This window comes from Roseburia sp. AF12-17LB, from assembly GCF_003479605.1.
GTDB classification, from domain to species: domain Bacteria; phylum Bacillota; class Clostridia; order Lachnospirales; family Lachnospiraceae; genus Roseburia_C; species Roseburia_C amylophila.
The window spans coordinates 74,585-98,661 of the sequence record NZ_QUHR01000006.1; the positions used below are offsets into that span (position 1 = coordinate 74,585).

Genomic DNA, 24,077 nt, shown 5'->3' on the forward strand with positions numbered 1-24,077 from the left:
GGCGGGAAAACAATGAACAGATGGAAGAAATCACGGGACAATCGAGGAATGTCACTGGTCATGGTCATTGGAACAGTGGCACTGGTAAGCATACTGGTGGTTATAGTACTGTCTCTTTCTCTGATGAATATACAGATGAAGTCAGTATATAAGAAGTCTGCGGATAATTTCTATGATGCAGAAGCGGCAATGGATGAGATACGTACCGGTCTGCAGCAGGATGTGGCAGATGCAGCAACCACGGCATATCTTTCTGTTATGTCACAATATTCTGCCAGCAGTTATCAGGATGCTGTGCGTCAGAGCACCTTCCGGGAATTGTACCGGAAGGAGTTAAAGAAGAAAATCGGGCAGACCATGGATGATACCCATTATGATATCGGCTATCTTGAGAATTATATCGGTGCGTCCCACCGTTATGAAGCAGCAACCGGTACCGGAGCCAGACTTACAACACAGGATGGCAAAGATGCAGATTTTGTGGTAACACAGTCCGGTCTTGTGATTATGAATCTGGAGCTTTCTTATAAGGATGCAGATGCTTATGAGTCAGTTGTAGATACAGATCTTGTATTAAGCTATCCACAGGTAAACTTTATCCAGTCAACATCAGTACCGGATTTGCTGAATTACTGTGTGGTAGCAGATGAAGGTGTCTGGGTAAACAATGGAAACCGTACACTTACCATGAATGGCAATGTATACGCAGGCAATTATTATACCGGGAGCAGCAGTGACCGGAATGGATTCCACATTGACAACAGTGGAAGTGTAATGCTTGGACTGCGCAAGACGCTGATTACCAGAGGCGGACTTACGGTAGAAAACCAAGGTTCTTTTACAACGGATACCAAAGCTACGATATGGGCAGATAATCTCAATGTTTACAGCAACGCAGCCCTGTCCTTATCTGGCAGTACATATGTATCGGATGATTTGACGATTACCGGAAGCGGTGATGTTACCTTGCGTGGAGAGTATTATGGCTACGGTAATCCGGAGACTGCCAAGGCAGCGGCATCTGTAGTTACAGAAGAAGTCAATGCCAATAAGGCGGCATACAGCAGTGCCATGATTATCAATGGAATTGCAGACAGTGGCAAGGCTAGTATCCGCATGAATGGATTAAAGACATTGATGTTAGCAGGAAATGCCTATATCGGAAGCGGCAATGCCATGATGGGAGAATCCCTGGCTGTAAAGAGCAGCCAGACGGCATATCTTGCACCGGCAGACTGTTTTCTTATAAATACTACCAATCCCACAACGGTAGCGGAAGATTTTATGGCAAAGAGTGATTTTGCAGCAGCTCCGGAAAAATATATTAATTATGAAGTGTTAAAAAATTATCATGCTTTGGATATCACACCATTATATAAAGATGGTCTGGTTTATTATTTCTTAAAATTCGAGAATGCAAAGGAAGCTGCGGCATTTGACCTTGCATACTACAATGATGCAGACCATGCAGCCACAAGGCAGCAGTACCTGTCTCTTTATGTGGATGACGCAGAATTATCTATCCGGGAGAGCAGCTCTGTGGAGAAGATTACCAACGGAAGTATTCTTGTCTGGGATACAAAAGGAATCCGTACCATTGAGCCGACAACCATAAGTAATGGATTAGACGATATTTACGAGGATGGTTATTATGCCGGACTGCAGAGTGGCTGGCAGGATATGTATGCTTCTTATAATATTTCACTGACAAAGGATTATGAGAGGCTTACAGCGGAGCAGAAGGCAGCCACTGTGTTTGAAAATCTGGTGGATGTAGACGGGCTGAAAAAAATTACTGGCACATCCGGAGCAGTTGAATTTGAATTTACCGATGGGGATGGAGTCCGGCAGGTGGCATACGTAACAGATAATGAAGGTGCATCAGCATTGGAGGTGGATGCTTCGTTTCTGGGTGGAAAGAATGTACCGCTTATCATTGCAACCGGAGATGTGAAGGTTACAGCAGATTACTCCGGTACAATTTTAAGTGGTGGCCAGGTGACCTTTGGCATGCCGGGAAGCAGCAGTTCAACAGTGTCATCTGATATGCAGGATGCTGCCAGAGTCATCCAGAATGCCGAATATAAGAAGGGGTCAGATACCTATATTCTGTCACAGGTATTGAAGAACAGCCAGTACTATGTAGGCAGTATTGGAAAGGCATATACCGGAGAGGATGCCGTGGATGTAACGAAGCTTGTAACCTATCAGAACTGGTCAAAGGAGTAAAGATAAGATGCAGAAAGGGAATCGTATAAGCGGAAAAAAGAATAGTGGATTTTCGTTGGTAGAGCTGATTGTTACCGTGGCGATTCTTGCAATTATTTCTGTGGGAGCGTTTCTGCTTACCGGCTCACAGAATGGATGGAAACTGCGTCATGCTGCGGAAAGACTGGATTCAGCACTGGATAAAGCTATGGTTCAGTCTATGAGTAAGAGTGATACTGCAGGTCTTATTGTCTATGAATTGAATGGAGAATATTATGCAGCAATAATAAAGGAATCCTGCCGGGACGGAAATATTTACCGTGTAACTGAGGACAAGGTGCTGGAAAAGTATTCACTTGGAAAAGAACCGTTGACGATTACGCTAAGTTATAAAGGAAAAGACGGGACAGCAGTATCAGATGTTACATTATCCAATCAGGGCAGTGAGAGTAATTTAAGCAGTGCGGCAGAATTTCTCTATGACAGAAGTACGGGGGCGGTTAAGACCGTAAAGGTAAACAGTGTGGAAAGCTATTATACTGGTATATATTTGAAGTTGTCAGACCGTGATATGCAGATAAAAATAAGTGCTGCCACCGGCAGACATGAGATACAGTAAGCAAAAAGCAGGGAGGAGGAAAACAAAGTGGACCACAGGAAAGCTTCAAAGAAGTATTGTGAAATCAGAAAATGCGGGATATATGATAATAAAGGATTTACGCTGGTTGAACTGCTGGTGGGAATTGCGATTGTGGCAATTGTCGGTGGATTAATCGGCACATTTTTGATTTTCTCCACAAGAACATATGGAAAAGTAACCGATGAAGCAGACTTACAGGAGGATGCACAGATTCTCCTATCCCAGATGGATAGTTATATTATCGATACAGACAGTGCACTTCGTTATTATGCAGATGTATCAGAGAGTGGAAGCGGTACGGAAATTTTAAAGGACAGCCTTTATCCGGGTGGAGCAGCAGGACTGACCAGAAAATGGCTGGAGATTTATAAGACCACCGATACCGGATATACAAAAGAGACCGTTTTGTGGACAAAATCCACAGAGAAGCTGACATATAAGCAGGAGACTATTGATGCGGCAGGAACGGTAACTGAAAATATAGAAGAACAGGATCTGGCAACGCATGTAACAGATTTTTCCATTGATCTGACGAAAGTAACTTCACTGCGTCAGGTAACAGTGTCTGTTGCTCTTGCCAGTGGAGAGAAAAGTTATGGAGCGGATACTACAGTGTATCTGCGTAACCAGATTGTAGTAAATGGGGAACCTTATACACCGGATGCAGCACCGGTCATTTCATCCGTACTCAGCGTAAAGGTTCTGCCACAGACGGTTATGATGCGGCCTGGCGGAAGAAAGGCATTTCAGGCAATTGTTTATGGTAATAATTCACCATCCCAGGAGGTAACCTGGAGTCTTTCCGGAAATACGTCTTCCCTTACCACTATTTCAGCGGATGGACTGCTGTGGATCAGCATGGATGAGAAGGCAAAGACCTTAACGGTAACAGCAACATCGGTACAGGATACCACCAAGTCAGGAACGGCGGAAGTAACAGTAGTACATGGCAAGAAGCTGTCTTTAGGCCAGATTCGGAAATACTGGCTGCAAAGAGGAAAATCAATGTATATCTATGCAAGGGTGAATGGAACATTAAGTGGTTCTATTACCTGGGAAAGTAATCCATTGGATTTACTTTCGGTGAATCCCGCAGATTCTGTAACAGTTGCAGGAGGATATCCATCATTGGATTTGATGAATGCGAGATGTGTGAAAACAGAGTATCCGGGGACACCTTTAGGAGAATATACAGTGAAGATTAGCGGTATAGTAGATGGTCAGCCGTATGAAGATATGGTTTATATAGAGGTGGTGGATTCGCCTGAAATAGCTGGAGCAGGTGATGTTGTATATTTTGATAAATCAAATGGTTTGGATTATTGGGTACATCCTGGAGACACCGTGAATTTGTCTACAGCATTAAAGAGGTTCGATATTGGAACAAAACGTAGTTATGAATTTAAAGAAGGCGGGAATATAAATAAGGATTCCTATACTTTTGAGACCTCTGGAACAGATGATGAAAAGATAAAAATAAGTATTGATGAAACAGCTGAGGATGGTGAAATTTATGTTACAGTCAAAGCTGGAAATCAATGGCATACAGGCTATGATTCTGTTACAATTCATGTGGCGGAGGAATTGGATTTCCCATATATTGTGGAAACAACATATTTTCCAGATCAGGAGAACTGGTTCTGGTCAAGTGTACATTGCAGGGGACCGGTAATGATAGCAGATTCAACATTACAATTTACGAATCTTACTTCCGGAATCAATGGGTTGATAGCAAATACCGGCGAGCCGCATAAACTTACACCATCGGAGCAGCATACAGGTGAGAATGAGCGTACGCTGTCTGGCGTAAATGAATTTACACAGGACGGACCGGGAAGGTATGAAAGTTCTAAGATACTTAATTTAGAGGGAATTATTATTATTGATAAAGATGTTGAACTTGATGCACCTTTTATTTGTTGTAATAGTGATACGGTGATTTATATAAAGGGAGAACATAGCTTGAAATTCAAAGGAATTACTACTTTTGACGGGCTGATTTATGCACCGGAAGGAGATGTTTATTTTGAAGGTCAGGCGGGTTATTGCCGGGGTGTTGTAATAGCAAAAAATTTGCATGTAAATAGTCGGGGAGACAGGGAGTTCTCCTTTATGGAAAAAAGCAGTGTAATGGATCTGGTTAATACATTGAAGGCAAACTAGCTTGTTGAGAAGTAAAAGAGGACAGGATATATGAAACGGAAGAATTCTTTGAAAAATTCCAGAAAGAGAATCATTCAGGCAACGGTAGCAGCAGTAGCAGGTATAACAGTTGCGGTTGCTGCATTCCGGCCGGTAGAGACTTCAGCAAACGGAGTACTGCCGGGGGTGGAAAGTATCGTTGCACAGAAGATGGCAACAGAAGATAAGACCTATCGGATTTTAGAGATTATGCCGGATGGAGCAGAAAGTGAAATGGGCTATCTTGCAGCGGGCAGTGAGCCGGTAGCCCTGGCAGATGGAATGCTGGCTTACTTTGCAGAGAATGGTATCGAAAATACGCAGCAGGAGAGAATGAATTATATCAACAGCTTAAAGCAGCGTTTGGAGGACGGGAAGATAGCTTCCGGTGATACATCTAAGACACCACTTTATGCAGAAGCTTATGAGGAGACTTTTTTCCCGACAGAGGAGCAGCAGAAGGACTACAAGAAGCTGGTATTTCCGGAAGAACAGTATGAGACAATTACTGCTGAGGGACATTATGCTTACCGGCAGGATTATGACGGAAACTATAATCCCAATGTAGTTTCCTTCTCTTATAATGCAACTGGGGATTATGCAGTAGAATTTGAACGGAGAACACCACTTAAGGATGAAGCACCATATAACCAGCCATATGAGTACCGGGATAATGGAACAGATGGTTATTATGAAGCAGTTGAAAATCCTATGACAGGTGGTAATTATTACTATATTTCAGACTTTTACTATGTTGGAGCAGATTCCGAACATGGATATTATCTGGCACAGTTAGATGCTGCAAAACCATATTCATATACTGCATCAGGGGATGGAGCATTTGCATTTGTGCAGGGAACAGTGGAAGAGGACAGCGCAAATCAGTCCTGTCAGGTGGAGATGGGCTCTGTCTGGTATACCGGTGGACTTTATAATAATAACCTGTTCCGGGACTATGTATTAGGAGCATTGTCCAAGGATGATTTAAAGGTGGAAGTAACGGCAGTGACAGAGTCTGGACTTGCTTCCGTAGATGTATCCGGTATGGATTTTATTTATATCGGCGGACAGGGTTATGATACCGGAATGAAATATCAGCTTTCTTCTCCGGAGCTTCTTGCACAGGTGGATAAAATATATAAGAAAATTTTAGGAAAAGCGCCGGTTCTTATTGATTCCATTGTCTTAGAAAGTGCACTTACTGATTATAATACTTCTGATATTGCAAAGCTTGTGGTGTGGAGCATCCAGAAGGAGTTAAAGGATGACCCGCAGTCTGTGGATGCGGCAGAATTATGTGATACCGCTTCTTTAAACAGCAATTACACCGGCAATGATACTAATTATGCGGAAAATAATGTTTACTGCATGAAAATGACAGATGCAGACGGGGTACGTCAGCATGTATTTACCGGTCTGCTGGAAGCTTTTCCACAGGAGCTGCAGGAGGCGGAGGGATTTGCACCGGTGCGGGCATTGATTGAACAGGAGAATACCCTCCGTACATCAGCGGATGCGATTGATACCACGCTTTCAAAGAACATGGTCTTACAGTATATTTTAAATTATCCGTATGAGAGAACCTTTAGTGATAAAGAGGAGCTGCGGGTGCTGGATATCGAACCGGCAATGGGCGCACTGTATCTTGATGAAAATACAGCTGATGACAGGATTCTTACCAAAAAGAAGCTGGCAGACTGGACAGGTGTTGCCATTGAAAATATCAGCATTACCCGGATGACTTCAGCGGAGTTTATTGGTAAAATCGAAGACATGAATATGAAATACGACCTGGTTTACTTTGGGCTTGGTTATGCCGGAGAGAATGGAAATTCTGATGCAAAGCTTCAGGGGGATTATATGAACCGTGATGCTGAAGGAAATACGGTTTATAATGATTCGCTGATGAACGGACTGGTCTATGCACATACCGGGGATGCATTCTTAAGAAAGGCTATTCTTGGCGGACTTTTAGATACCGATTATGTAGATAATAATACATCGAATTATCTCTATGGAGGCAATCCGGACAGCTCAAGAGACCCATACGGTGACCGGGATGAGTGGGACAGCGGATTAGGTAAGCTCGTTACCGCAACAAAGACCATCAGTGGTTTCCAGTATGATAATCCAAAGAATAGAAATGACCGTCAGGAAATTACCGTTACAGTAGGAAATGTAGGAGTATACCGTGCCAGCGGAAATGATATAACAGAGAGCAAGAAACGTGATCTGGAAGAATTCCTCGGAGCGAAATATCCGGTTCTTTTTGCACAGAATTTTGTGACCACAGAAGGTGAAATCAATGCAAAGGTGGTAGATAATTCTTCTGTTTTATATCAGTTCGCAAAGGAAAATCTGGCACAGGATAATGTCTTTTACCTGGATACCGAAGGCAAGCCAAATGATGAGAGCAGCTTCCGGTACTATATTAATATGCCAAAGGTTAAACTTGCCATGCTCAATCCGTCTACCGGAGTAGAAGAGAGTGATACGGCATTAAGTACAGGAACAGCACGTACTACGGATAACAATTATGGCAATAAAATAGTAGAAATCCGTACCGATAAGAAGGATTCCGGAGTCTATACGCTGCGTTACCGCTTCCGGATTGACAGTTCCGTAGATGCCAGTGCGGCTACGGTATATCATGCAGGACTTTATTTTGATATGAATGCCGATGGTAAATTTATCGAAAATGATACCTATTCCGAACGGCAGAAGGACTGCATCATTTTTGATGCTTCCGGCAATGAAGTCAACCGGGATGCAGCAGGAGAATATCAGTTAAGCAGCGGACAGGAGTACTATCTTGAGAAAGACATTCCAGGTGACTATCGTGGTATGCTGACCTGGAAACTGGAACTGACCCAGACCACCAATGCCTATATCCGTACGGCTAAGACAGGTTATACGATTGTATCAAGACCAGCTGGTGATGACAGTGTACAGGTTGTTAAGGTACTTCAGATTATGGGAAATAATAATGAATGGGGCGGTTACTTTAATCTTTCTCAAGATAGAGACATGCAGGATTTTATCAGCAATTTTGAAAATACAGAGGGAGTCCGGTTTGAAATTACCGCCATTCCAATGCGCAATTTCGATGGCAAATATACATCCTTTGAACAGCTGAAGGATTATCAGATGTTAATCTTTGGTTTCCAGGACAGTTATTCGGATATGACCAATGCTGACACACTGACAGCAGTAGATGATTATATTGTCAGCGGACGAAGTGTATTGTTTACCCATGATACCTCTTCCTTTGTCAATGTGGCAACCGAGCAGATGTACTGTCAGGATAATCCGGATGGCGATAATGGCTGGAACCCGGGCTGGCTTAGCAACCAGGGTAATGCAGGAGATTTTAACCAGGTGGAACGTCACTGGGGCTATATGGTAAACCAGAAGTTCCGTGGTGTTCTTGGAATGGACCGTTATGGAATTACTTATAATGAGCGGACTTCCAAAGACCCGCAGGCGGCACAGCTTCGTTCCCTTCTATTAAAGGAAGGACAGCTTTTAGACATCAGTACTACTACAGATGCCTCTGGCAATGAGATAACAACCGGAACCATTGATACGGCACATGGTGGTGTAACTACAAGGGAGAATCCGGATGGCAGCGGGGCACTGACTTCTGCAGTATTAGGAAGTGATAAAGATATTGCGTATGTACCGGGAACGAATCAGAAGCAGTCCTATGGACAGACACAGGGTTATACTTATGGTGCAATCAATTTCCATTATTATTATAATGCTCCGTGGCAGTGTACAACGGAAGCAAAGTATGCTTATAACCAGTACATGATGTGGCGTACACTTCCGTTACCAACACAAAGAAATGATGTTTCTCTTGGAAACCTGAAAAACAATGCCAGCATGTATGCAACCCAGGTAAATGATGGACAGATTACCCATTATCCATATGAGATTGGCAGTCAGATTACGATAGCTAATACCCATTACCAGTATTATCAGCTGAATATGGATGAGGATATGGATGGAGATGAAAACAGTGATATTGTAGTGTGGTACTGTCTGGGTGCATCCGGTGATGGTTCGGCGATATATACCAGTTCCCCGAATGATGTGCGGAACAATTATTATATTTACAACATTGGAAATATTACCTATTCCGGTGTGGGACACAGTACAATAAGTAACGTGAATGAGAAGCAGTTATTCTTTAATACCATTGTTGCAGCGTACAAGACAAGAATCAAAGATCCGGTAGTAAAGCTTTTAGATAATGGAAGCCGTACTTCAGCAGAAAAGGAAGCTGTTTATGTACATACTGATAATGCCATCGGAAATAAGGCACTGGAAAATGAAGTAAATTTTTATTATACCGTAACAGATTCGAATCTCGTCACATCAGATAAGGAAATCAGTGTGGATTATTCCATGGTAGATAAAAATGGCAGCAGTATTGCAATTCCGGTACAGGTAGCAGAAAATCAGGTGTATATCACAACAGAAGCAGTAAACGGAGATACGGTTACGACAGATTCTGCCGGAAGATTGAGAGGCTTAAAGAGCGGGGAAGTGTATAAAGTCACAGTTCATAATCTGACGGATACAAAAGTACAGGAGGCAATTACCAATGGTAATATGCGGATTGCAGTTCATGCAGTCAGTACCTTTGACTATTATGGAGATAGCTATGGTCTGGGTGAAAATGCCCAGGGCATTCCACAGAGCAGTGCATCTATGAAAATATTAGGAACAACGCTGTTTGATTTGGATTAGAACAAAAGAAAAAAATTTTATTGGAAAAATGGGAACGAAATCGTATAAGACCGGAAAAGCAATTCGTAAAATCAAAAAAAGGTTGAAAAACTGGTAACGTTACCATATAATAAAACCATGAAGAACCAAGTAGGGTGAATGGTCGCGGCTGCATTGCCGAAAGACATACAGACGAGGAAAGTCCGGGCTTCGCAGGGCAGGATGCCGGATAACGTCCGGTGGAGGCAACTCCAAGGAAAGTGCAACAGAAATGTACCGCCAGGTAACTGGTAAGGGTGGAAAGGCAGTGTAAGAGACTACCGCATCTCTGGTAACAGAGATGGCTCTGTAAACCCCATTCGAAGCAAGACCAGATTTAAGCATTGACGTGGCCCGCCAGCTTAAGGTAGGTTGCTTGAGGCGGTTGGCAACAGCCGTCCTAGATAGATGACCATTTTCAACATAACCCGGCTTACAGCCCTGCTTGGTTTCTTACTATCAAATCTAATGTAATTCTAAAATGTTTCTTAAAAGACAATAACTCTGTTGACACAGAAAAGCAGGGGACTTAAGATGAATATCAGGGTATGGTGATATGTGAACATACATATCACCATATTTTTGCGTAAGCATCCGTAAGGAACTGCCGGTGGCAGGTGCGTAGATATAAAAAGAAGAGAGGTCTTATATTTGAAAGAGAAGTTAGCGAGATTTATGTCAGGAAGATATGGAGTAGATCAGTTATCAAGATTATATCTTGGAATTGCACTGATATTACTGGTAGTTTCAATTTTTAGTCACCTTGGTATATTTTATATAGTTGGAATTGTTCTTCTGGTGTATACTTATTATCGTATGTTTTCGAAGAACATTTCCAAGATGTATGCACAGAATCAGAAGTATTTGAATGCAAAATATCGTGCGGTGGTAAAAAAGGATGCATGGAAGAAACAGTGGCAGCAGCGTAAGATTTACCGGTTTTATCGTTGTCCGGGATGTAAACAGAAGGTTCGTGTTCCAAAGGGAAAAGGTAAAATCTGCATTACCTGTCCAAAATGCAGAATGGAATTCATAAAGAAAAGTTAAGCTGTAGCTATTTGGAGGAAGCAGTATGTTTGGATATGTAAATATCAATCGTAATGAATTATCGGATGAAAATAAAAAGGTTTACCAGGGTTATTACTGCGGACTTTGTCAGAAACTAAAGGATGTTTCCGGCCGTAAAGGCCAGATGCTTTTAAACTATGATATGACATTTCTGGTAGTGCTGCTGACCGGGCTTTATGAGCTGGAGGACAAAAGCACAGATTTTGTATGTGCGCTGCATCCGACGAAAAAACGGACAGCCAGAATCAATGAGGCAACGGAATATGCTGCTGATATGAATATTATTCTTTCCTACCAGAATTTCGAGGATGACTGGAGAGACAACCGTTCTTATTCGAAAAAAGCATTTGCCAGAATGCTGGGAAAAGATTATAATCGCATCATGGCAAAATACCCAAGACAGGTAAAGGCAGTAGAAACTTATATCGAAGAACTGGGTAAGGCAGAGGATGCACAGGAATCCAATATTGATAAAATATCAGGACTGACAGGAACCATGCTGGGCGAAATTTTTGCATGGCGGGAAGATATATGGGCAGAAGAACTCAGATATTTTGGATTCTATTTAGGGAAGTTTATTTATCTGATGGATGCCTATGAGGATTTTGAAACAGATAAGCGTAAGAATGCATACAATGTTTTCCGGGTTCAGCGGAGAGAGAATATGCAGAATCTGGATACCTTTGTGAAGCTGTTGCTGACCAGTATGATGTCAGAGTGTGCCAAGTCCTTTGAACGTCTGCCAATTCTTATGCATGCAGACATTCTGCGGAATGTATTATATTCCGGAGTCTGGACGAAATATGAGTACAACAGACTGAAACGTGAGCGGAAGCAGCAGAAGCTTCTGGAAAAACAGAAAGCCGAAAAGCAGAAGGCAGACAGGAAAAGTAAAGAAAAATCAAGTGAGAAAAGTGAAGTTAAGAATTAAGAAGGAGTAAGTAGTATGGACCCATACAAGGTGCTGGGCATAGCTCCGGGAGCAACAGATGAAGAAATCAAGCGGGCATACCGGAATCTGAGCCGCAAATATCATCCGGATGCCAATGTAAATAATCCTGACCGTGCACAGGCAGAAGAAAAATTTAAAGAAGTACAGATGGCGTATGACCAGATTATGAAACAGAAACAGCAGGGTTACAGCTATGGAAGCGGCTATGGCGGCGGCTCCTACGGTTATGGTGGTTTTGGCTATGGCAGAACCAATGGTGCATATGGAAACAGTGGTTATGGCAGCAGTGCTTCCGGTGAATCGGTAGAGATGCAGGCGGCTGCAAATTACATCCGGAATCATTGTTTTAAAGAAGCATTGCATGTGTTGGATGGCATTTCTGACAGAACGGCACGCTGGTATTATTACAGTGCGGTTGCCAATGCCGGAAGCGGTAATAATGTAACGGCAAAGGAGCATGCCAGTCAGGCTGTCAATATGGAACCGAGTAATATGGAATATCGTCAGCTGCAGCAGCAGTTAGAGTTTGGCGGAACATGGTATCAGAGCAGAGGCGGTGAATATGAACGGCCATATTCCGGCAGCAGCGGCTGGTGCATGAGTATGCTGTTATTGAATCTTTTATGTAACTGCTGTTGTTTCAGACCATATTAGAAAAACATATTTTAGAAGCTCTTTTTTATTTGCAAGAATGAAAACTTCTGCTATACTGTAGAATGAAAAAACAGAAATGGAGATTAGAAATGAGAATTTTAGCTGAAAATACATCATGTATCGTAATTGACTATCAGGAGAAGATTTTGCCGGCAATGTCAGGCAGAGAGGAACTTGTGGCAAATTCTGCTGCATTATTAAAGGGACTTAATTTATTGGAAATACCGATGGTATTGACCACACAGTATGCCAAGGGATTAGGAAATAATATTCCGGAGATTTGTGAAGCAATTGGAAGTGATGTGGCATATGACAAGACCACATTTTCTGCATATGAAACAGAAGCGGTATATGAAGCAATGGATAAAGAGCGTAAAAATGTCCTGATTTGCGGAATTGAAGCACATATCTGTGTACTTCAGACAGCCATTGATTTAAAGGCAGCAGGATATCAGCCGGTTATCGTAGCAGACTGTGTATCTTCAAGAAAAGAACTGGATAAGGAACTTGGTTTAAAGAGAGCAGAACAGGAAGGCATTCTGATTACATCTAAGGAAGCTATTTTATTTGAATTGACACGTAAGGCAGGCGGACCGGTATTTAAACAGATTTCTGCACTGATTAAATAAAGGAGACAGGATATGCTGCAAAGATTTTATCCCGATGAATATCTGGATTCTACCTATGTCATTGACTTTGATAAACTTTATGAAGAGGGATACCGGGGCATTATTTTTGATATTGATAATACACTTGTTCCACACGGAGCACCGGCGGATGAGCGGGCAAAAAAGCTGTTTGCTCATTTAAAAGAGCTGGGTTATCATTGTATGCTGTTATCGAATAACAAGGAACCACGGGTGAAGATGTTCAATGATGCGGTAAATGTTTCCTATATTTACAAGGCAGGAAAACCGTCAACGAAAAATTATCTTAGGGCAATGGAAGAGATGGGAACCACCACGGAGAATACGTTATTTGTGGGAGACCAGATATTTACGGATGTGTATGGGGCAAACCGTGCGGGAATCCGTACAATACTGGTAAAACCGATACATCCGAAAGAAGAAATACAGATTGTTTTAAAGAGATATCTGGAGAAAATTGTGTTATTTTTTTATACAAGGAAGAGAAAGAAGGAAGAAAAATTATGAAAATCGGAATTGGAAATGACCACAGTGCAGTCGAAATGAAATTTGCAATTAAAAAGTATTTAGAGGAAATGGGACATGAAGTTGTAAATTACGGAACAGATTCTACCGAGAGCTGTGACTATCCGGAGTATGGTGAAAAAGTAGGACGTGCAGTTGCAGCCGGAGAAGTAGACTGTGGCGTATTAATCTGTGGTACCGGGGTTGGAATCTCTTTGGCTGCCAATAAGGTAAAAGGTGTCCGTGCAGCAGTATGTTCTGATGTAACAACTGCGCATCTGGTAAAAGAACATAACAATGCCAATATCATCGCATTTGGAGCAAGAATTGTTGGAATCGAGAAGGCAAAAGATATTGTAAAAGCATACCTGAATGCAGAATTTCAGGGTGGCAGACATGAAAAACGTATTGCCATGATTCACGAAATTGAATCAAGATAGGGTAAAGTCACAAAAAAAGGTTGAAAAATGGCTTGTTTTATTATAGAATAGAACGAGTGAGTGACAAGTTTGGAATGAGAATTTTTTCCAATACCCATAAGAACCTGCCGATGGCAGCGTCTTATGGTGCTTAGCAACGAAAATTAGGAGGAATATCGATGATTTCAGCAGGAGATTTCAGAAACGGAATTACAATCGAATTAGAAGGAAATATTTATCAGATTATTGAATTCCAGCACGTTAAACCTGGAAAGGGTGCTGCATTTGTCAGAACCAAATTAAAGAATATCAAGAGTGGCGGTGTAGTTGAGAAAACTTTCCGTCCAACAGAGAAATGCCCACAGGCACGTATCGACCGTAAAGATATGCAGTATTTATATTCTGACGGAGATTTGTATTACTTCATGGATGTTGAAAACTATGAGCAGATTGCTTTAGATAAGACAACCATCGGTGATACCTTAAAATTTGTAAAAGAGAACGAAATGTGTAAAATCTGTTCTCACAATGGCAACGTATTTGCTGTTGAACCACCATTATTTGTTGAACTTCAGATTACAGAGACAGAACCTGGATTCAAGGGTGATACTGCAACAGGTGCAACAAAACCTGCAACTGTTGAGACTGGTGCAACTGTAATGGTTCCATTATTCGTAGAGCAGGATGATGTCATTAAAATCGATACAAGAACTGGTGAGTATTTATCCAGAGTATAATTTCATGCGAAATATGTGGGAGTTTCAAAACAGTTGTTTTGAAACTCCTTTTTCTGTTGCCGGGTATTAGGAAAGAACTGTCAGTGGCAGTACCAGCAGGTTATGGCAATGAGAATGGAAAGTTGAGGAAACAGGCTATGCAGGAAGAAAGCAGAAAAGAGAAAAATTTCATAAAAAGGATTTATCATGCAGAAACACCAAAGTGGTTGAAATATGCGATATTATTCGGATATCCGGTTCTGCTTTTTTATATTACTGCATTTATGACATATAATCCTTTTGTAAGAACCAGGTGGAGAGCACAAATTCTAAATCTCCTTTTATTTGAGGCTTTTGTGTGGCTGCTGCTGGCAATTACCGGAAGTGCAGTGATCGCACTTCGTACGGAAACAATTCTTGGAATTGCATTGAGCATTGCGAATTATTATGTCATTTCCTTCCGTGGTTCTCCGGTGGTGCCGTGGGATTTGCTGTCTCTTGGAACGGCAGCCAGTGTTGCCGGAGGCTATAATTATATGTTGCCGTCCCGTCAGATTGCGTTGATTCTTCTGATGTTCTTTCTGGCATTTACGGAGCGTTATGCAAAGATTCATATTTCACGGAAAAAGATATTGCTCCGCGCAGGTAGTGCTGTGATTTCTGTTGCCTGTATGGCAGGAATTGGCTGGATGGTACAGGATGATGCAATGGTAAGTGAATTACAGCTTTATCCGTTCCTTTTTACGCCTACAGTCATGTATGAACGAAATGGCTTTGCAGTGACGTTTCTTATGGATATGCAGTATCTTAAGGTGGAAAAGCCGGAAGGATATTCTGTTGAAAAGGCAAAGGAATTATTAGAAAATGAGGATGGTCTTGACTGGACGGCATCCGACCAGAGAAATAATGTTGGAAAGGAATTCGCAAATCAAAAAGAAACAACAGACCAGCTTCCGAATGTTATTGTCATCATGGATGAAGCCTTTTCCGATTTGGGGGTTCTGTCCGATGAGGCACTTCCGGTAAATGAAGACTATATGCCGTTTATTCACAGCCTGCAACAGGGGGCAGAAAATACCCAGACCGGATATTTGAATGTATCGGTTAAGGGTGGAAATACAGCAAATACGGAATTTGAATTCTTAACGGGAGATACCATGGCATTTCTTCCGGCAGGTAGTATTCCGTATCAGCAGTATATTACAAAGGACACACCAAGCATGGCATCTTATCTAAAGAGCTTGGGTTATGAGACATATGCCATGCATCCATATTATGCGTCCGGCTGGAACCGGGATAAGATATATCCGCTGCTGGGATTTGACAGCTTTTATTCTTCTGCAGATTTCTATGGTTCCACTTATGTGAGGGGCTATATCGATGATTCATCCTGTGTGGATAAGATTATTGAGACATATGAAAAAAAAGATGCAGGAACGCCGGCATTTATCTTTAATGTAACCATGCAGAATCACAGCCCATATACCGATGGCTATCAGAATCTTCAGGGAAATATTACAGTAGATGGAACGGTATCTGCCCAGTTATCGGAATATCTGACCCTGGTAAAATTATCGGATGCAGCATTGGAAAAGCTGATTGATTATTTTGAGACACAGGACGAACCTACGGTTATCGTATTCTTTGGTGACCACCAGCCGACAGATGCGGTGGTGGAGCCAATCTGGAATTTAGAAGGCAAATCATCCTCTGATTTAACAGAAAAAGAAAATCAGCTTCGTTATAAGGTGCCTTATGTTATCTGGGCAAATTATGATATTGATGAGGCGGTAAATCAGGAGAGCAGTGCCAACTATCTGGGGGCACAGATGATGGAAGCAGCAGGAGTTCCGTTGTCGGATTATCAGAATTATTTACTGGAACAAAAGAAGGAGATGCCATTGATTTCCACGCAGCATACGGAAGCAGAAGGCAGTGATGCATGGCTTAATTATCAGACGCTGCAGTATTATCTTTTATTTGACTGGGATGGAGAAAAATAGAAATGAAGGAAAGATTACTTCGAATCAAAAACAATAAGAAGATGCCGTTAATACTGGCTTTTTGCATTCCGTTTTTTCTTACACTGGGAGTCTGTATCGGCCATGAGATTTATCCTTTTGGCGATCAGTGTTTTCTGCATATTGATATGTATCACCAGTATGCACCGTTTTTTACGGAATTCATGAATAAGTTAAAGAGCGGAAGCGGGTTATTATATACATGGAATCTGGGGCTTGGTACAGATTTTGTATCCCTGATGGCATATTATCTTTCCAGTCCTTTTAACTGGCTGTTATTATTATGTCCGTCTAATCTGGTAATCGAATTTATGACGGTATTGATTCTAATTAAGATTGGACTTAGCGGACTTACTTTTGCATTTTACTTAAACCGGCATTATAAAGATAATGGATATCGCATTGCTTTATTTGCGGTATTCTATGCGTTATCCGGGTTTATGTGTGCTTATAACTGGGATATTATGTGGCTGGATACGGTGGTGTTATTGCCGCTTATTTTGCTGGGTCTGGAAAGATTGGTAGAAGGAAAGAAGATGACGCTTTATGTGGTAACACTGGCGGTTTCGATTCTTTCAAACTACTATATTTCCATTATGGTCTGTATCTATCTGGTGCTTTATTTTGTGATTCTGATATTAGAGCAGAAAAGCGGAATAGGAAAAGCAATTCTTAAATTTGCGACCGGCTCCATCCTGGCAGGCGGTATGGGAGCAATACTGATTCTGCCGGAGATTGTGGCGTTAAGCGGGAGTGGTTCCGGTGGAATCTCTTTTCCGGAAAAAATGGAGTGGTATTTTGGCCTGCTGGATGAAGCAGCAAGGTTCTGCATTGGTGTCGAGCCGTCTTCTACGGTAGGACATATGCCAAATCTTTACTGCGGAGCGGCAATTTTATTATTATTATTCCTTTATCTTTTGAATCGCAGGATCCGAATTGGTGCAAAGATTCCAAGACTCTTACTGGTGGCCTTTTTCTTTGTGAGCTTTGCAAATAATAAACTGGATTTTATCTGGCATGGCTTTCATTTTCCGGATGGACTTCCGGCAAGACAGACCTTTTTATTTGCATTTTTACTGTTGACCTTAGGTTATGAAGCAGTGCGGGAAGAAAGAGGCAATAGCATTTTTAAAATCCTATTTGCATTCCTGTTAGCGGAGCTGGTATTGGTTTTATGTTTCCGGTTTACAGATTTAGAGCAGGTGACACCGGAGCAGATGCTTTTAACAGGACTTTTGATTTTAGGTTATGCACTTCTGCTGTTATTCTATCGGCGGAAGGATAAGACGATGCGGACTATCGTATCGATATTTGCGGTGATTCTGGTATGTGCCGAGGCAGGCGTAAATCTTGACACGACCAGTATTTCTACTACCAGCCGGACGCTGTATACCCAGCATTTAGAGGATTATAAAACACTGGCGGAGACAGCAGGAGCAGAGGATGACGGTTTCTTCCGTATGGATAAGTTTAACCGGATGACGAAGAATGAGTCGGCACTTTCAAACTATGCATCCGCATCTATTTTTTCTTCTCTTATAAATAAAGATGTGGCAGATTTCTATCGGGAGATGGGAATGGAAGGCGGTAAGAATTATTACTGCTATAATGGTGCAACGATGCTTACTTCCTCGCTGCTTTCGGTAAAATATATCCTGACGGACAGTGCAGAAGAGGAAAGTCCGTATCGAAGTCTGATATCAGAACAGAATGGCATATATTTATATGAAAATACTTATACACTGCCACTTGGTTTTATGGTAGATAGTGATTTGACGGAAAAGTGGGATTTTACCCTTGGAACACCGATAATGGCACAGAATGAACTCGCCTATGCCCTTGGTGCAACGGAGAATCTTTTAGAGCCGGTAGATGCAGAATTACATGATGGAAAAACGGTGATTCAGGTAACGGAAAGTGGCTATTATTATGGCTATTATACGATGAAGGATGCCAAAACCATTACCGCAACCACTGGAAACCGCATGCGGACATTTTCTAAATGTGACCATGTCTATTTACTGGATTTGGGCTATTGTGAGGCTGGGGAAGATATTACGCTGACTTCTGCCGATACGGATCAGATACTGGTGCAGGGCTACCGGTTAAATGATGCAGCATTTCAGGCAGCATATCATACATTATCCCAGCAGACCATGGAGTTAAAATCCTACAGTGACAGCAGAATCGAAGGCAGCATCAACGTAAAAAAAGCCGGAACTCTTTTGCTGTCCGTGCCGGATGATGAAGGCTGGCATGTCTTTGTGGATGGGGAAGAAGTGGATTATGAGCATTTCTGCGATGCGTTTATCAGCATTCCATTAAAAGAAGGCAGCCATGATATTATATTAAAATATACAACACCGAATCTGAAACTGGGAGCATTGCTTTCCGGTGGAGCATTGTTCTTATTCCTTTGTATTACCTGGATACCGGTTGTTGTGAGAAAACGAGGAGAGAGGGCATGAAGAAAAAAATAACATTTCTGATATTTACGGTACTGGCGCTACTTTGTGTTGTTTATTCGGGGATGGTACTGGCAACGGGTTCCGGAACATCATTTTTTCTGGTGTGGATTGGGCTGGCGGTACTTTTCTTCCTGTTTGGGTATTCTGTCTGGAAATCTTTCTGGAAGAAAGTTCCCCGGCTGGTTAAGGGAATCTGTATTGTTGTCGTTGCAGCGGGATTTACAGCATTTTTCATCGTAGAAGGCTGCATCATAAGTCAGATGCATGAAAAAGGCGAAGCGGGACTTGACTATATTATTGTGCTGGGGGCACAGGTGAGGGAAAGCGGACCAAGTGCTGCGTTAAAATACCGGCTGGATGAGGCAGTGGAATATTTAGAGGATAATCCAAAGACAATCTGTATCGTATCCGGCGGACAGGGTGCAAATGAACCATATTCCGAAGCCGAAGGAATGGCACAGTATTTAAAAGAACAGGGGATTGATGCGTCCCGGATTCTCTTAGAGGATAAGTCCTTAAATACAGAGCAGAATATGGAGTACAGCAAGGCACTGATAAAAGATGGGGCATCCGTTGGAATTATCACCAATGATTTTCATCTGTTCCGGGCAAAGCAGATTGCACGAAAATACGGACTGGACAATGTCTGTGGAATAGCAGCAAAGTCTACACCGGTTTATCTTCCAAATAATATGCTGCGGGAATTTTTAGCAGAGATAAAATTTTTGCTGTAATTATGCGGATGAATGGAAAAGTCAAAGACTGACCGGAGACTTTAATGTGTGCCAAGGCACATTCTTTGTTCTAAATGGGCTTGTATCGGGTGGAAGAATAGAATAGTATAAAAAGTAACAGGAGTTTTATGGAGAAAGGGTTTATATAGCTATGGAGATTAAATGTGAATACTGTGGCTCCATCATTAAGGAAACAGATGAGAAATGTCCTTACTGTGGAGCCACCAATCAGGCAGTAAAGCGTACTGCAGACCATACGCCAAAGACTATTGAAGAATTGCAGCAGTGGTATCAGGCGCGGAATCTGCCACCGTATGAAGTGACGAGATTCTTTATCGGAATCAATTACACACAGCCCAAAGCCTTTGGTATTTACCGGGAAGGTCAGAATGTCATTGTCTATAAGAACAAGGCAAACGGCGAGCGGGCGATCCGCTATCAGGGAACGGATGAAGCCTATGCGGTAAATGAGCTGTATCTTAAGTTAAAAGAGGAAATCTTAAACCAGAAGGAACATAATCGGGCTGGAAATGTAAGAAGCAGTTATGGAAATAACAGAAAGCCAATGTCAACAGGAAAGGTAATAGGAAGAACCTTTGCCGGGATTGGAGCATTCTTTCTTTTCTTCTTTGGTTCCTTTGTACTCTTTGTGTTAGATACATTATACCGGGGAATTGGAACAGCACTTTTTATTGCACTGATTGCCGCAGCACCTGTGGCAGTGATATTAGACCTTATTGTTTGTGGGTTAAGGGAAAAAAGCACGGTATTTGAAAAGATATATCAGGGATTTGCCGGAAAGAAATTCTTAACCTGTGCCGTTTGTTTCCTGATGTGCTTTTTAATCGTTCTGATTCCGATACATAATTACAAGAAGGCAAGTTATTACCAGTACCAAAATACGGTCTATGTACACAGCCACAATAACTGGTTCGAGTATGATGGTTATGACTATGATAAGATAGACAGTGATGAGGTACCGGATGATATTTTAAATAACCGTTCTGATTATGAAATGACTTATCAGAATGGCTATGACTGGGATAACAGCATTACCAATTTTGAAGACAGCAGATATTATGAAGAGCATTATGGCTCAGACAGCTCGGACAGCAGTTCAGACAGTGGATATGACTGGGATTCCAATGACAGCTGGGATTCTAATTCATCTGACTGGGATAGCGACTGGTAAATATTAATATATCATTTAGAAATTTATTTTTCTGTTAAGAATAATCTAAGAAATGAAATAGAATATCTTTAAGAACACTCCTTTTTCGTGTGCTTTACTAAGAGTAAAGAATGAAAAAGGGGTGTTTTTTATGATGCAGTCAGAACAGGAAGGACAACGAAATTTACAACAATCAGGAGCAGCCGGACAGCGGAATACACAACATGCAACGAACATAAAAAAGCGGAGCATGCGCCGGAAAAAAGCAAGAAGAATGCGAAGAATCAAAAGAATATTTGTGGCAGCAGTAATTCTGCTGGTAGTTTTTGCCGCGGGCAGAACATCATTTGTGCAAGGCTTCTTAAATCACTGGAATGTAAAATCAGAGGCAACACTTACGGCAGAGGGGTATCCGGAAAGCCTGGTACAGCTTTATGAGAAAAACGAAGAAGCAAGACAGTTTGTACTTGATTATAAGAAAAATGGAAACAACGAGCAGCCGATTGATATTTCATCGGATGTAGTAGATGGTAAAATACCGCTTTTTCTTCAGTGGGACGAGCGTTGGGGCTATAGAACCTATGGAGATAATTTCCTTGCAATTACAGGATGTGGTCCGACGGCATTGTCCATGGTCTATGTGGGACTGACCGGAGATACTTCCATGAATCCTTATGCCGTTGCCCAGATGGCACAGGAGGATGGCTTCTATGTCAATGGAAGCGGATCTTCCTGGAGTATGATGACGGAACTTGCCACAAAGCTTGGCTTATCCGCGCAGGAACTGAGCTTAAATGAAGACAGCATCCGGCAGGAATTATCCCAGGGACATCCGATTATCTGTATCATGGGACCGGGAGATTTTACCACATCCGGACATTTTGTTGTTTTAACAGGAGTAGATTCCGATGGAAAAATAACAGTGAATGATTCCAATAGTAAAAAGAACAGTAATAAGGCATGGAAGATAGAAGACCTTATGAGCCAGATCCGGGATTTGTGGGTGTATCAGTAGAAGTGGCATTCTTTACGAAAATCTGCTATAATTCTTGATAAAATGATTTGAAAGGCGAGTGGGAAAGAGACTGGTGGTAATCTTTCGACGGTAGTGTTTGAATATTCACAGCATTTGCCGGATGTGAATGTTGCATAAAAACTGTAAGGGGTACTAAGAATTTTGATTTAAATTTTATTTTTTTTCTGGCAACCGGTGCAAATTCGCATCCATGCTCAGATGCACCTCGCTGGCACATCCCTGTGCCAGCGTTGCCTGATGTCAGACAAAATTCCAAGTGCCCCTAACAGTCTTTATCATGCATCCACATTCCGGTAAATACTGTGGATATTACATCACATTCCGCCGGAAGAAAACCGGCATCACATTTCCCACTCCTTTACAAATATTTTAACAAGAAGGGAGCTATAGAACATGGAAACATGGTATTACGAAGTCGTATCCATCGATGGAGACTATGCAAATTTAAAGAGGACAGACATTGCTTCAGATGATTTGAAACTTGTGGCAAGAGCACTTCTTCCGGCAGAAATTATGGAGGGAAGTAAGTTAAAATACGAACTGATGCAGTATGAGATTATAGAATAGCAGATAAAGGAGTATGAGAAGATGAAAATAAAAGCTGCAAGGGTGGCAAAAATCGAAGCGGCAAGGATGAAAGCGTAGGAGAAATGATGAAAAAGGAAAAGGTTATTGGAATTGGGGTACTGCTTGGAATTGTTATTCTGGCAGTGATTGTAGTTGTAGTGGCAGGAAATCGGGGAAAAAATAAAACGAAGACTGAGACAGAAAATAAAACGGAAACAGAGACGCAGATGGAATCAGAATCAGAATCGGAAACAGAAACTGCACCTGCGGATAAAGAGTCTTTGGACGCAGACGAGCTGGTAGAAGAGAACTTTCGTCAGGCTGGAATTACAGAATATGAAAAAATAGATATGGAAGATTATGAGAGCCAGGCAGGAATCGATTTATCAGAATATGTATCTTATCGGTTTTATTATGATAGCGATGGACTGAAAATTGAAGGATATTTCAGTGCACCAAAAGATTTACTGGATGGACAAAAGACTTCCTGTCTTATTTATAATCATGGTGGAAATCAGGATTACGGAGCATTGGAAAATATAGAAACCTGCTTTTATGCCTATCAGCTTCATACCATTTGCATTGCATCAAACTACAGGGGATGTGGAAGCAGTGAAGGAGAAGATCAGTTTGGCGGAGCAGATGTGGATGATGTTATCCGGCTTTTAGACTTGTGTAAACAATTTTCCTATATTGATAAGGATGCCATAAATATGATGGGTATTTCCAGAGGCGGAATGATGACTTATGAAGTGTTAAGAAGGGATGAGCGGGTGCATAAGGCAGTTGTCGTATCTGGCCTTTCCGATTGCTTTATGTCATATGAGGAAAGAAGTGATATGCAGACCATATTCGATTCTTTGGTAGGCGGTTCCCCGGAAGAGATACCGGAGGAATATGAGAAACGTTCTGCAACCTATTGGGCGGATGAAATTAATACACCGCTGCTTATCATTCATGCCACCGGAGATGAAAAAGTATCCGTTGCACAGGCAGATAAATTAACGGAAGCATTAGAGCAGGCAGGAAAGACCTACGAATATATTACCTTTGATGGAAATTCCCACGGAGAAATCCGGGCAGAAGATGGTGAGAAGATAAAGGCGTTTCTGGAAGGACAGGAGCAGGAAGAAGATAGTGAAAAGAATAATGTAAAATAGTGAAAAAATAGTGTATTATTTCCTTCGCATGGTACTGTTGTATTCAAATAAGGTTTGTGAATTGCCGGAGAGCTCAAACAGCGAAAAATTGGAAGGAAGCCTTTCGTATCTAAAAAGTAGAGAAAAAGAATTGCTCTTGCTGCTCATGAAGAACTACA

The 24,077-nt window shown here is 41.8% G+C and carries 18 protein-coding genes and 1 other RNA gene; all 19 read left to right on the forward strand.

Translation table 11 applies throughout. From position 1 onward, the window contains the following. Window positions 1-12: 12 nt before the first annotated feature. On the forward strand, window positions 13-2,229 hold the full coding sequence (locus tag DWV68_RS08810) for a hypothetical protein (protein ID WP_117947416.1): 2,217 nt from the start codon (window positions 13-15) through the stop codon (window positions 2,227-2,229). A 7-nt stretch (window positions 2,230-2,236) separates the two neighbouring features. Next, window positions 2,237-2,827 carry a pilus assembly FimT family protein gene (locus tag DWV68_RS08815; protein ID WP_117947415.1) on the forward strand — a complete coding sequence of 197 codons (591 nt, stop codon included), beginning with the start codon at window positions 2,237-2,239 and terminating at the stop codon, window positions 2,825-2,827. Between the two features lie 27 nt (window positions 2,828-2,854). Beyond that, complete coding sequence (locus DWV68_RS08820) at window positions 2,855-5,011, forward strand: type II secretion system protein (RefSeq protein WP_117698084.1); 2,157 nt, start codon at window positions 2,855-2,857, stop codon at window positions 5,009-5,011. 30 nt (window positions 5,012-5,041) lie between these two features. After that, window positions 5,042-9,784, forward strand: coding sequence for a DUF5057 domain-containing protein (locus DWV68_RS08825; RefSeq protein ID WP_118665570.1), 4,743 nt, complete (start codon window positions 5,042-5,044; stop codon window positions 9,782-9,784). Window positions 9,785-9,910: 126 nt separating this feature from the next. Continuing rightward, an RNA gene (rnpB, locus tag DWV68_RS08830) (RNase P RNA component class A) lies at window positions 9,911-10,254 on the forward strand. A gap of 199 nt (window positions 10,255-10,453) precedes the next feature. Beyond that, window positions 10,454-10,849: a hypothetical protein gene (locus tag DWV68_RS08835; protein ID WP_117698086.1), complete on the forward strand. Its 396-nt coding sequence runs from the start codon at window positions 10,454-10,456 to the stop codon at window positions 10,847-10,849. 25 nt (window positions 10,850-10,874) lie between these two features. Continuing rightward, window positions 10,875-11,801 (forward strand): DUF5685 family protein, encoded by a 927-nt coding sequence (locus tag DWV68_RS08840; protein WP_118665572.1) that lies wholly within the window; start codon window positions 10,875-10,877, stop codon window positions 11,799-11,801. 15 nt (window positions 11,802-11,816) lie between these two features. Then, the gene (locus DWV68_RS08845) at window positions 11,817-12,476 is read left to right on the forward strand and encodes a J domain-containing protein (RefSeq protein ID WP_118665574.1); all 660 of its coding nucleotides are present in this window, start codon (window positions 11,817-11,819) and stop codon (window positions 12,474-12,476) included. Window positions 12,477-12,565: 89 nt separating this feature from the next. After that, the gene (locus DWV68_RS08850; protein ID WP_022244044.1) at window positions 12,566-13,105 is read left to right on the forward strand and encodes a hydrolase; all 540 of its coding nucleotides are present in this window, start codon (window positions 12,566-12,568) and stop codon (window positions 13,103-13,105) included. A 12-nt stretch (window positions 13,106-13,117) separates the two neighbouring features. After that, entirely contained in the window at window positions 13,118-13,630 is a 513-nt protein-coding gene (locus DWV68_RS08855) for a YqeG family HAD IIIA-type phosphatase (protein WP_118665576.1), read from the forward strand. Continuing rightward, window positions 13,627-14,067, forward strand: a complete 441-nt coding sequence (gene rpiB, locus DWV68_RS08860) for a ribose 5-phosphate isomerase B (RefSeq protein ID WP_022244046.1) — start codon at window positions 13,627-13,629, stop codon at window positions 14,065-14,067. The genes DWV68_RS08855 and rpiB overlap by 4 nt, the downstream gene beginning before the upstream one ends. 158 nt (window positions 14,068-14,225) lie before the next feature. Then, window positions 14,226-14,783: an elongation factor P gene (gene efp, locus DWV68_RS08865; RefSeq protein WP_022244047.1), complete on the forward strand. Its 558-nt coding sequence runs from the start codon at window positions 14,226-14,228 to the stop codon at window positions 14,781-14,783. Window positions 14,784-14,866: 83 nt separating this feature from the next. Further along, window positions 14,867-16,765 (forward strand): LTA synthase family protein, encoded by a 1,899-nt coding sequence (locus tag DWV68_RS08870; protein ID WP_243089507.1) that lies wholly within the window; start codon window positions 14,867-14,869, stop codon window positions 16,763-16,765. 2 nt (window positions 16,766-16,767) lie between these two features. After that, entirely contained in the window at window positions 16,768-19,251 is a 2,484-nt protein-coding gene (locus tag DWV68_RS08875; protein WP_118665578.1) for a YfhO family protein, read from the forward strand. Continuing rightward, window positions 19,248-19,985, forward strand: coding sequence for a YdcF family protein (locus DWV68_RS08880; RefSeq protein WP_118665580.1), 738 nt, complete (start codon window positions 19,248-19,250; stop codon window positions 19,983-19,985). The genes DWV68_RS08875 and DWV68_RS08880 overlap by 4 nt, the downstream gene beginning before the upstream one ends. Window positions 19,986-20,136: 151 nt before the next feature. Continuing rightward, window positions 20,137-21,177 carry a zinc ribbon domain-containing protein gene (locus DWV68_RS08885; protein WP_118173230.1) on the forward strand — a complete coding sequence of 347 codons (1,041 nt, stop codon included), beginning with the start codon at window positions 20,137-20,139 and terminating at the stop codon, window positions 21,175-21,177. Between the two features lie 130 nt (window positions 21,178-21,307). Then, window positions 21,308-22,171, forward strand: a complete 864-nt coding sequence (locus DWV68_RS08890) for a C39 family peptidase (protein ID WP_243089509.1) — start codon at window positions 21,308-21,310, stop codon at window positions 22,169-22,171. Window positions 22,172-22,585: 414 nt separating this feature from the next. Further along, on the forward strand, window positions 22,586-22,759 hold the full coding sequence (locus DWV68_RS08895) for a hypothetical protein (protein WP_022244059.1): 174 nt from the start codon (window positions 22,586-22,588) through the stop codon (window positions 22,757-22,759). A gap of 86 nt (window positions 22,760-22,845) precedes the next feature. Further along, window positions 22,846-23,919: an alpha/beta hydrolase family protein gene (locus tag DWV68_RS08900; RefSeq protein WP_197420841.1), complete on the forward strand. Its 1,074-nt coding sequence runs from the start codon at window positions 22,846-22,848 to the stop codon at window positions 23,917-23,919. Window positions 23,920-24,077: the final 158 nt, after the last annotated feature.

Bases quoted from the DNA above. Each gene is read 5' to 3' on its own strand.
- DWV68_RS08850 (WP_022244044.1), top strand. From the start codon at position 12,566: ATGAGAATTTTAGCTGAAAATACATCATGTATCGTAATTGACTATCAG.
- DWV68_RS08900 (WP_197420841.1), top strand. From the start codon at position 22,846: ATGAAAAAGGAAAAGGTTATTGGAATTGGGGTACTGCTTGGAATTGTT.
- DWV68_RS08825 (WP_118665570.1), top strand. From the start codon at position 5,042: ATGAAACGGAAGAATTCTTTGAAAAATTCCAGAAAGAGAATCATTCAG.
- rpiB (WP_022244046.1), top strand. From the start codon at position 13,627: ATGAAAATCGGAATTGGAAATGACCACAGTGCAGTCGAAATGAAATTT.
- DWV68_RS08810 (WP_117947416.1), top strand. From the start codon at position 13: ATGAACAGATGGAAGAAATCACGGGACAATCGAGGAATGTCACTGGTC.
- DWV68_RS08840 (WP_118665572.1), top strand. From the start codon at position 10,875: ATGTTTGGATATGTAAATATCAATCGTAATGAATTATCGGATGAAAAT.
- DWV68_RS08875 (WP_118665578.1), top strand. From the start codon at position 16,768: ATGAAGGAAAGATTACTTCGAATCAAAAACAATAAGAAGATGCCGTTA.
- DWV68_RS08815 (WP_117947415.1), top strand. From the start codon at position 2,237: ATGCAGAAAGGGAATCGTATAAGCGGAAAAAAGAATAGTGGATTTTCG.
- DWV68_RS08885 (WP_118173230.1), top strand. From the start codon at position 20,137: ATGGAGATTAAATGTGAATACTGTGGCTCCATCATTAAGGAAACAGAT.
- DWV68_RS08845 (WP_118665574.1), top strand. From the start codon at position 11,817: ATGGACCCATACAAGGTGCTGGGCATAGCTCCGGGAGCAACAGATGAA.
- DWV68_RS08880 (WP_118665580.1), top strand. From the start codon at position 19,248: ATGAAGAAAAAAATAACATTTCTGATATTTACGGTACTGGCGCTACTT.
- DWV68_RS08895 (WP_022244059.1), top strand. From the start codon at position 22,586: ATGGAAACATGGTATTACGAAGTCGTATCCATCGATGGAGACTATGCA.
- efp (WP_022244047.1), top strand. From the start codon at position 14,226: ATGATTTCAGCAGGAGATTTCAGAAACGGAATTACAATCGAATTAGAA.
- DWV68_RS08890 (WP_243089509.1), top strand. From the start codon at position 21,308: ATGATGCAGTCAGAACAGGAAGGACAACGAAATTTACAACAATCAGGA.
- DWV68_RS08855 (WP_118665576.1), top strand. From the start codon at position 13,118: ATGCTGCAAAGATTTTATCCCGATGAATATCTGGATTCTACCTATGTC.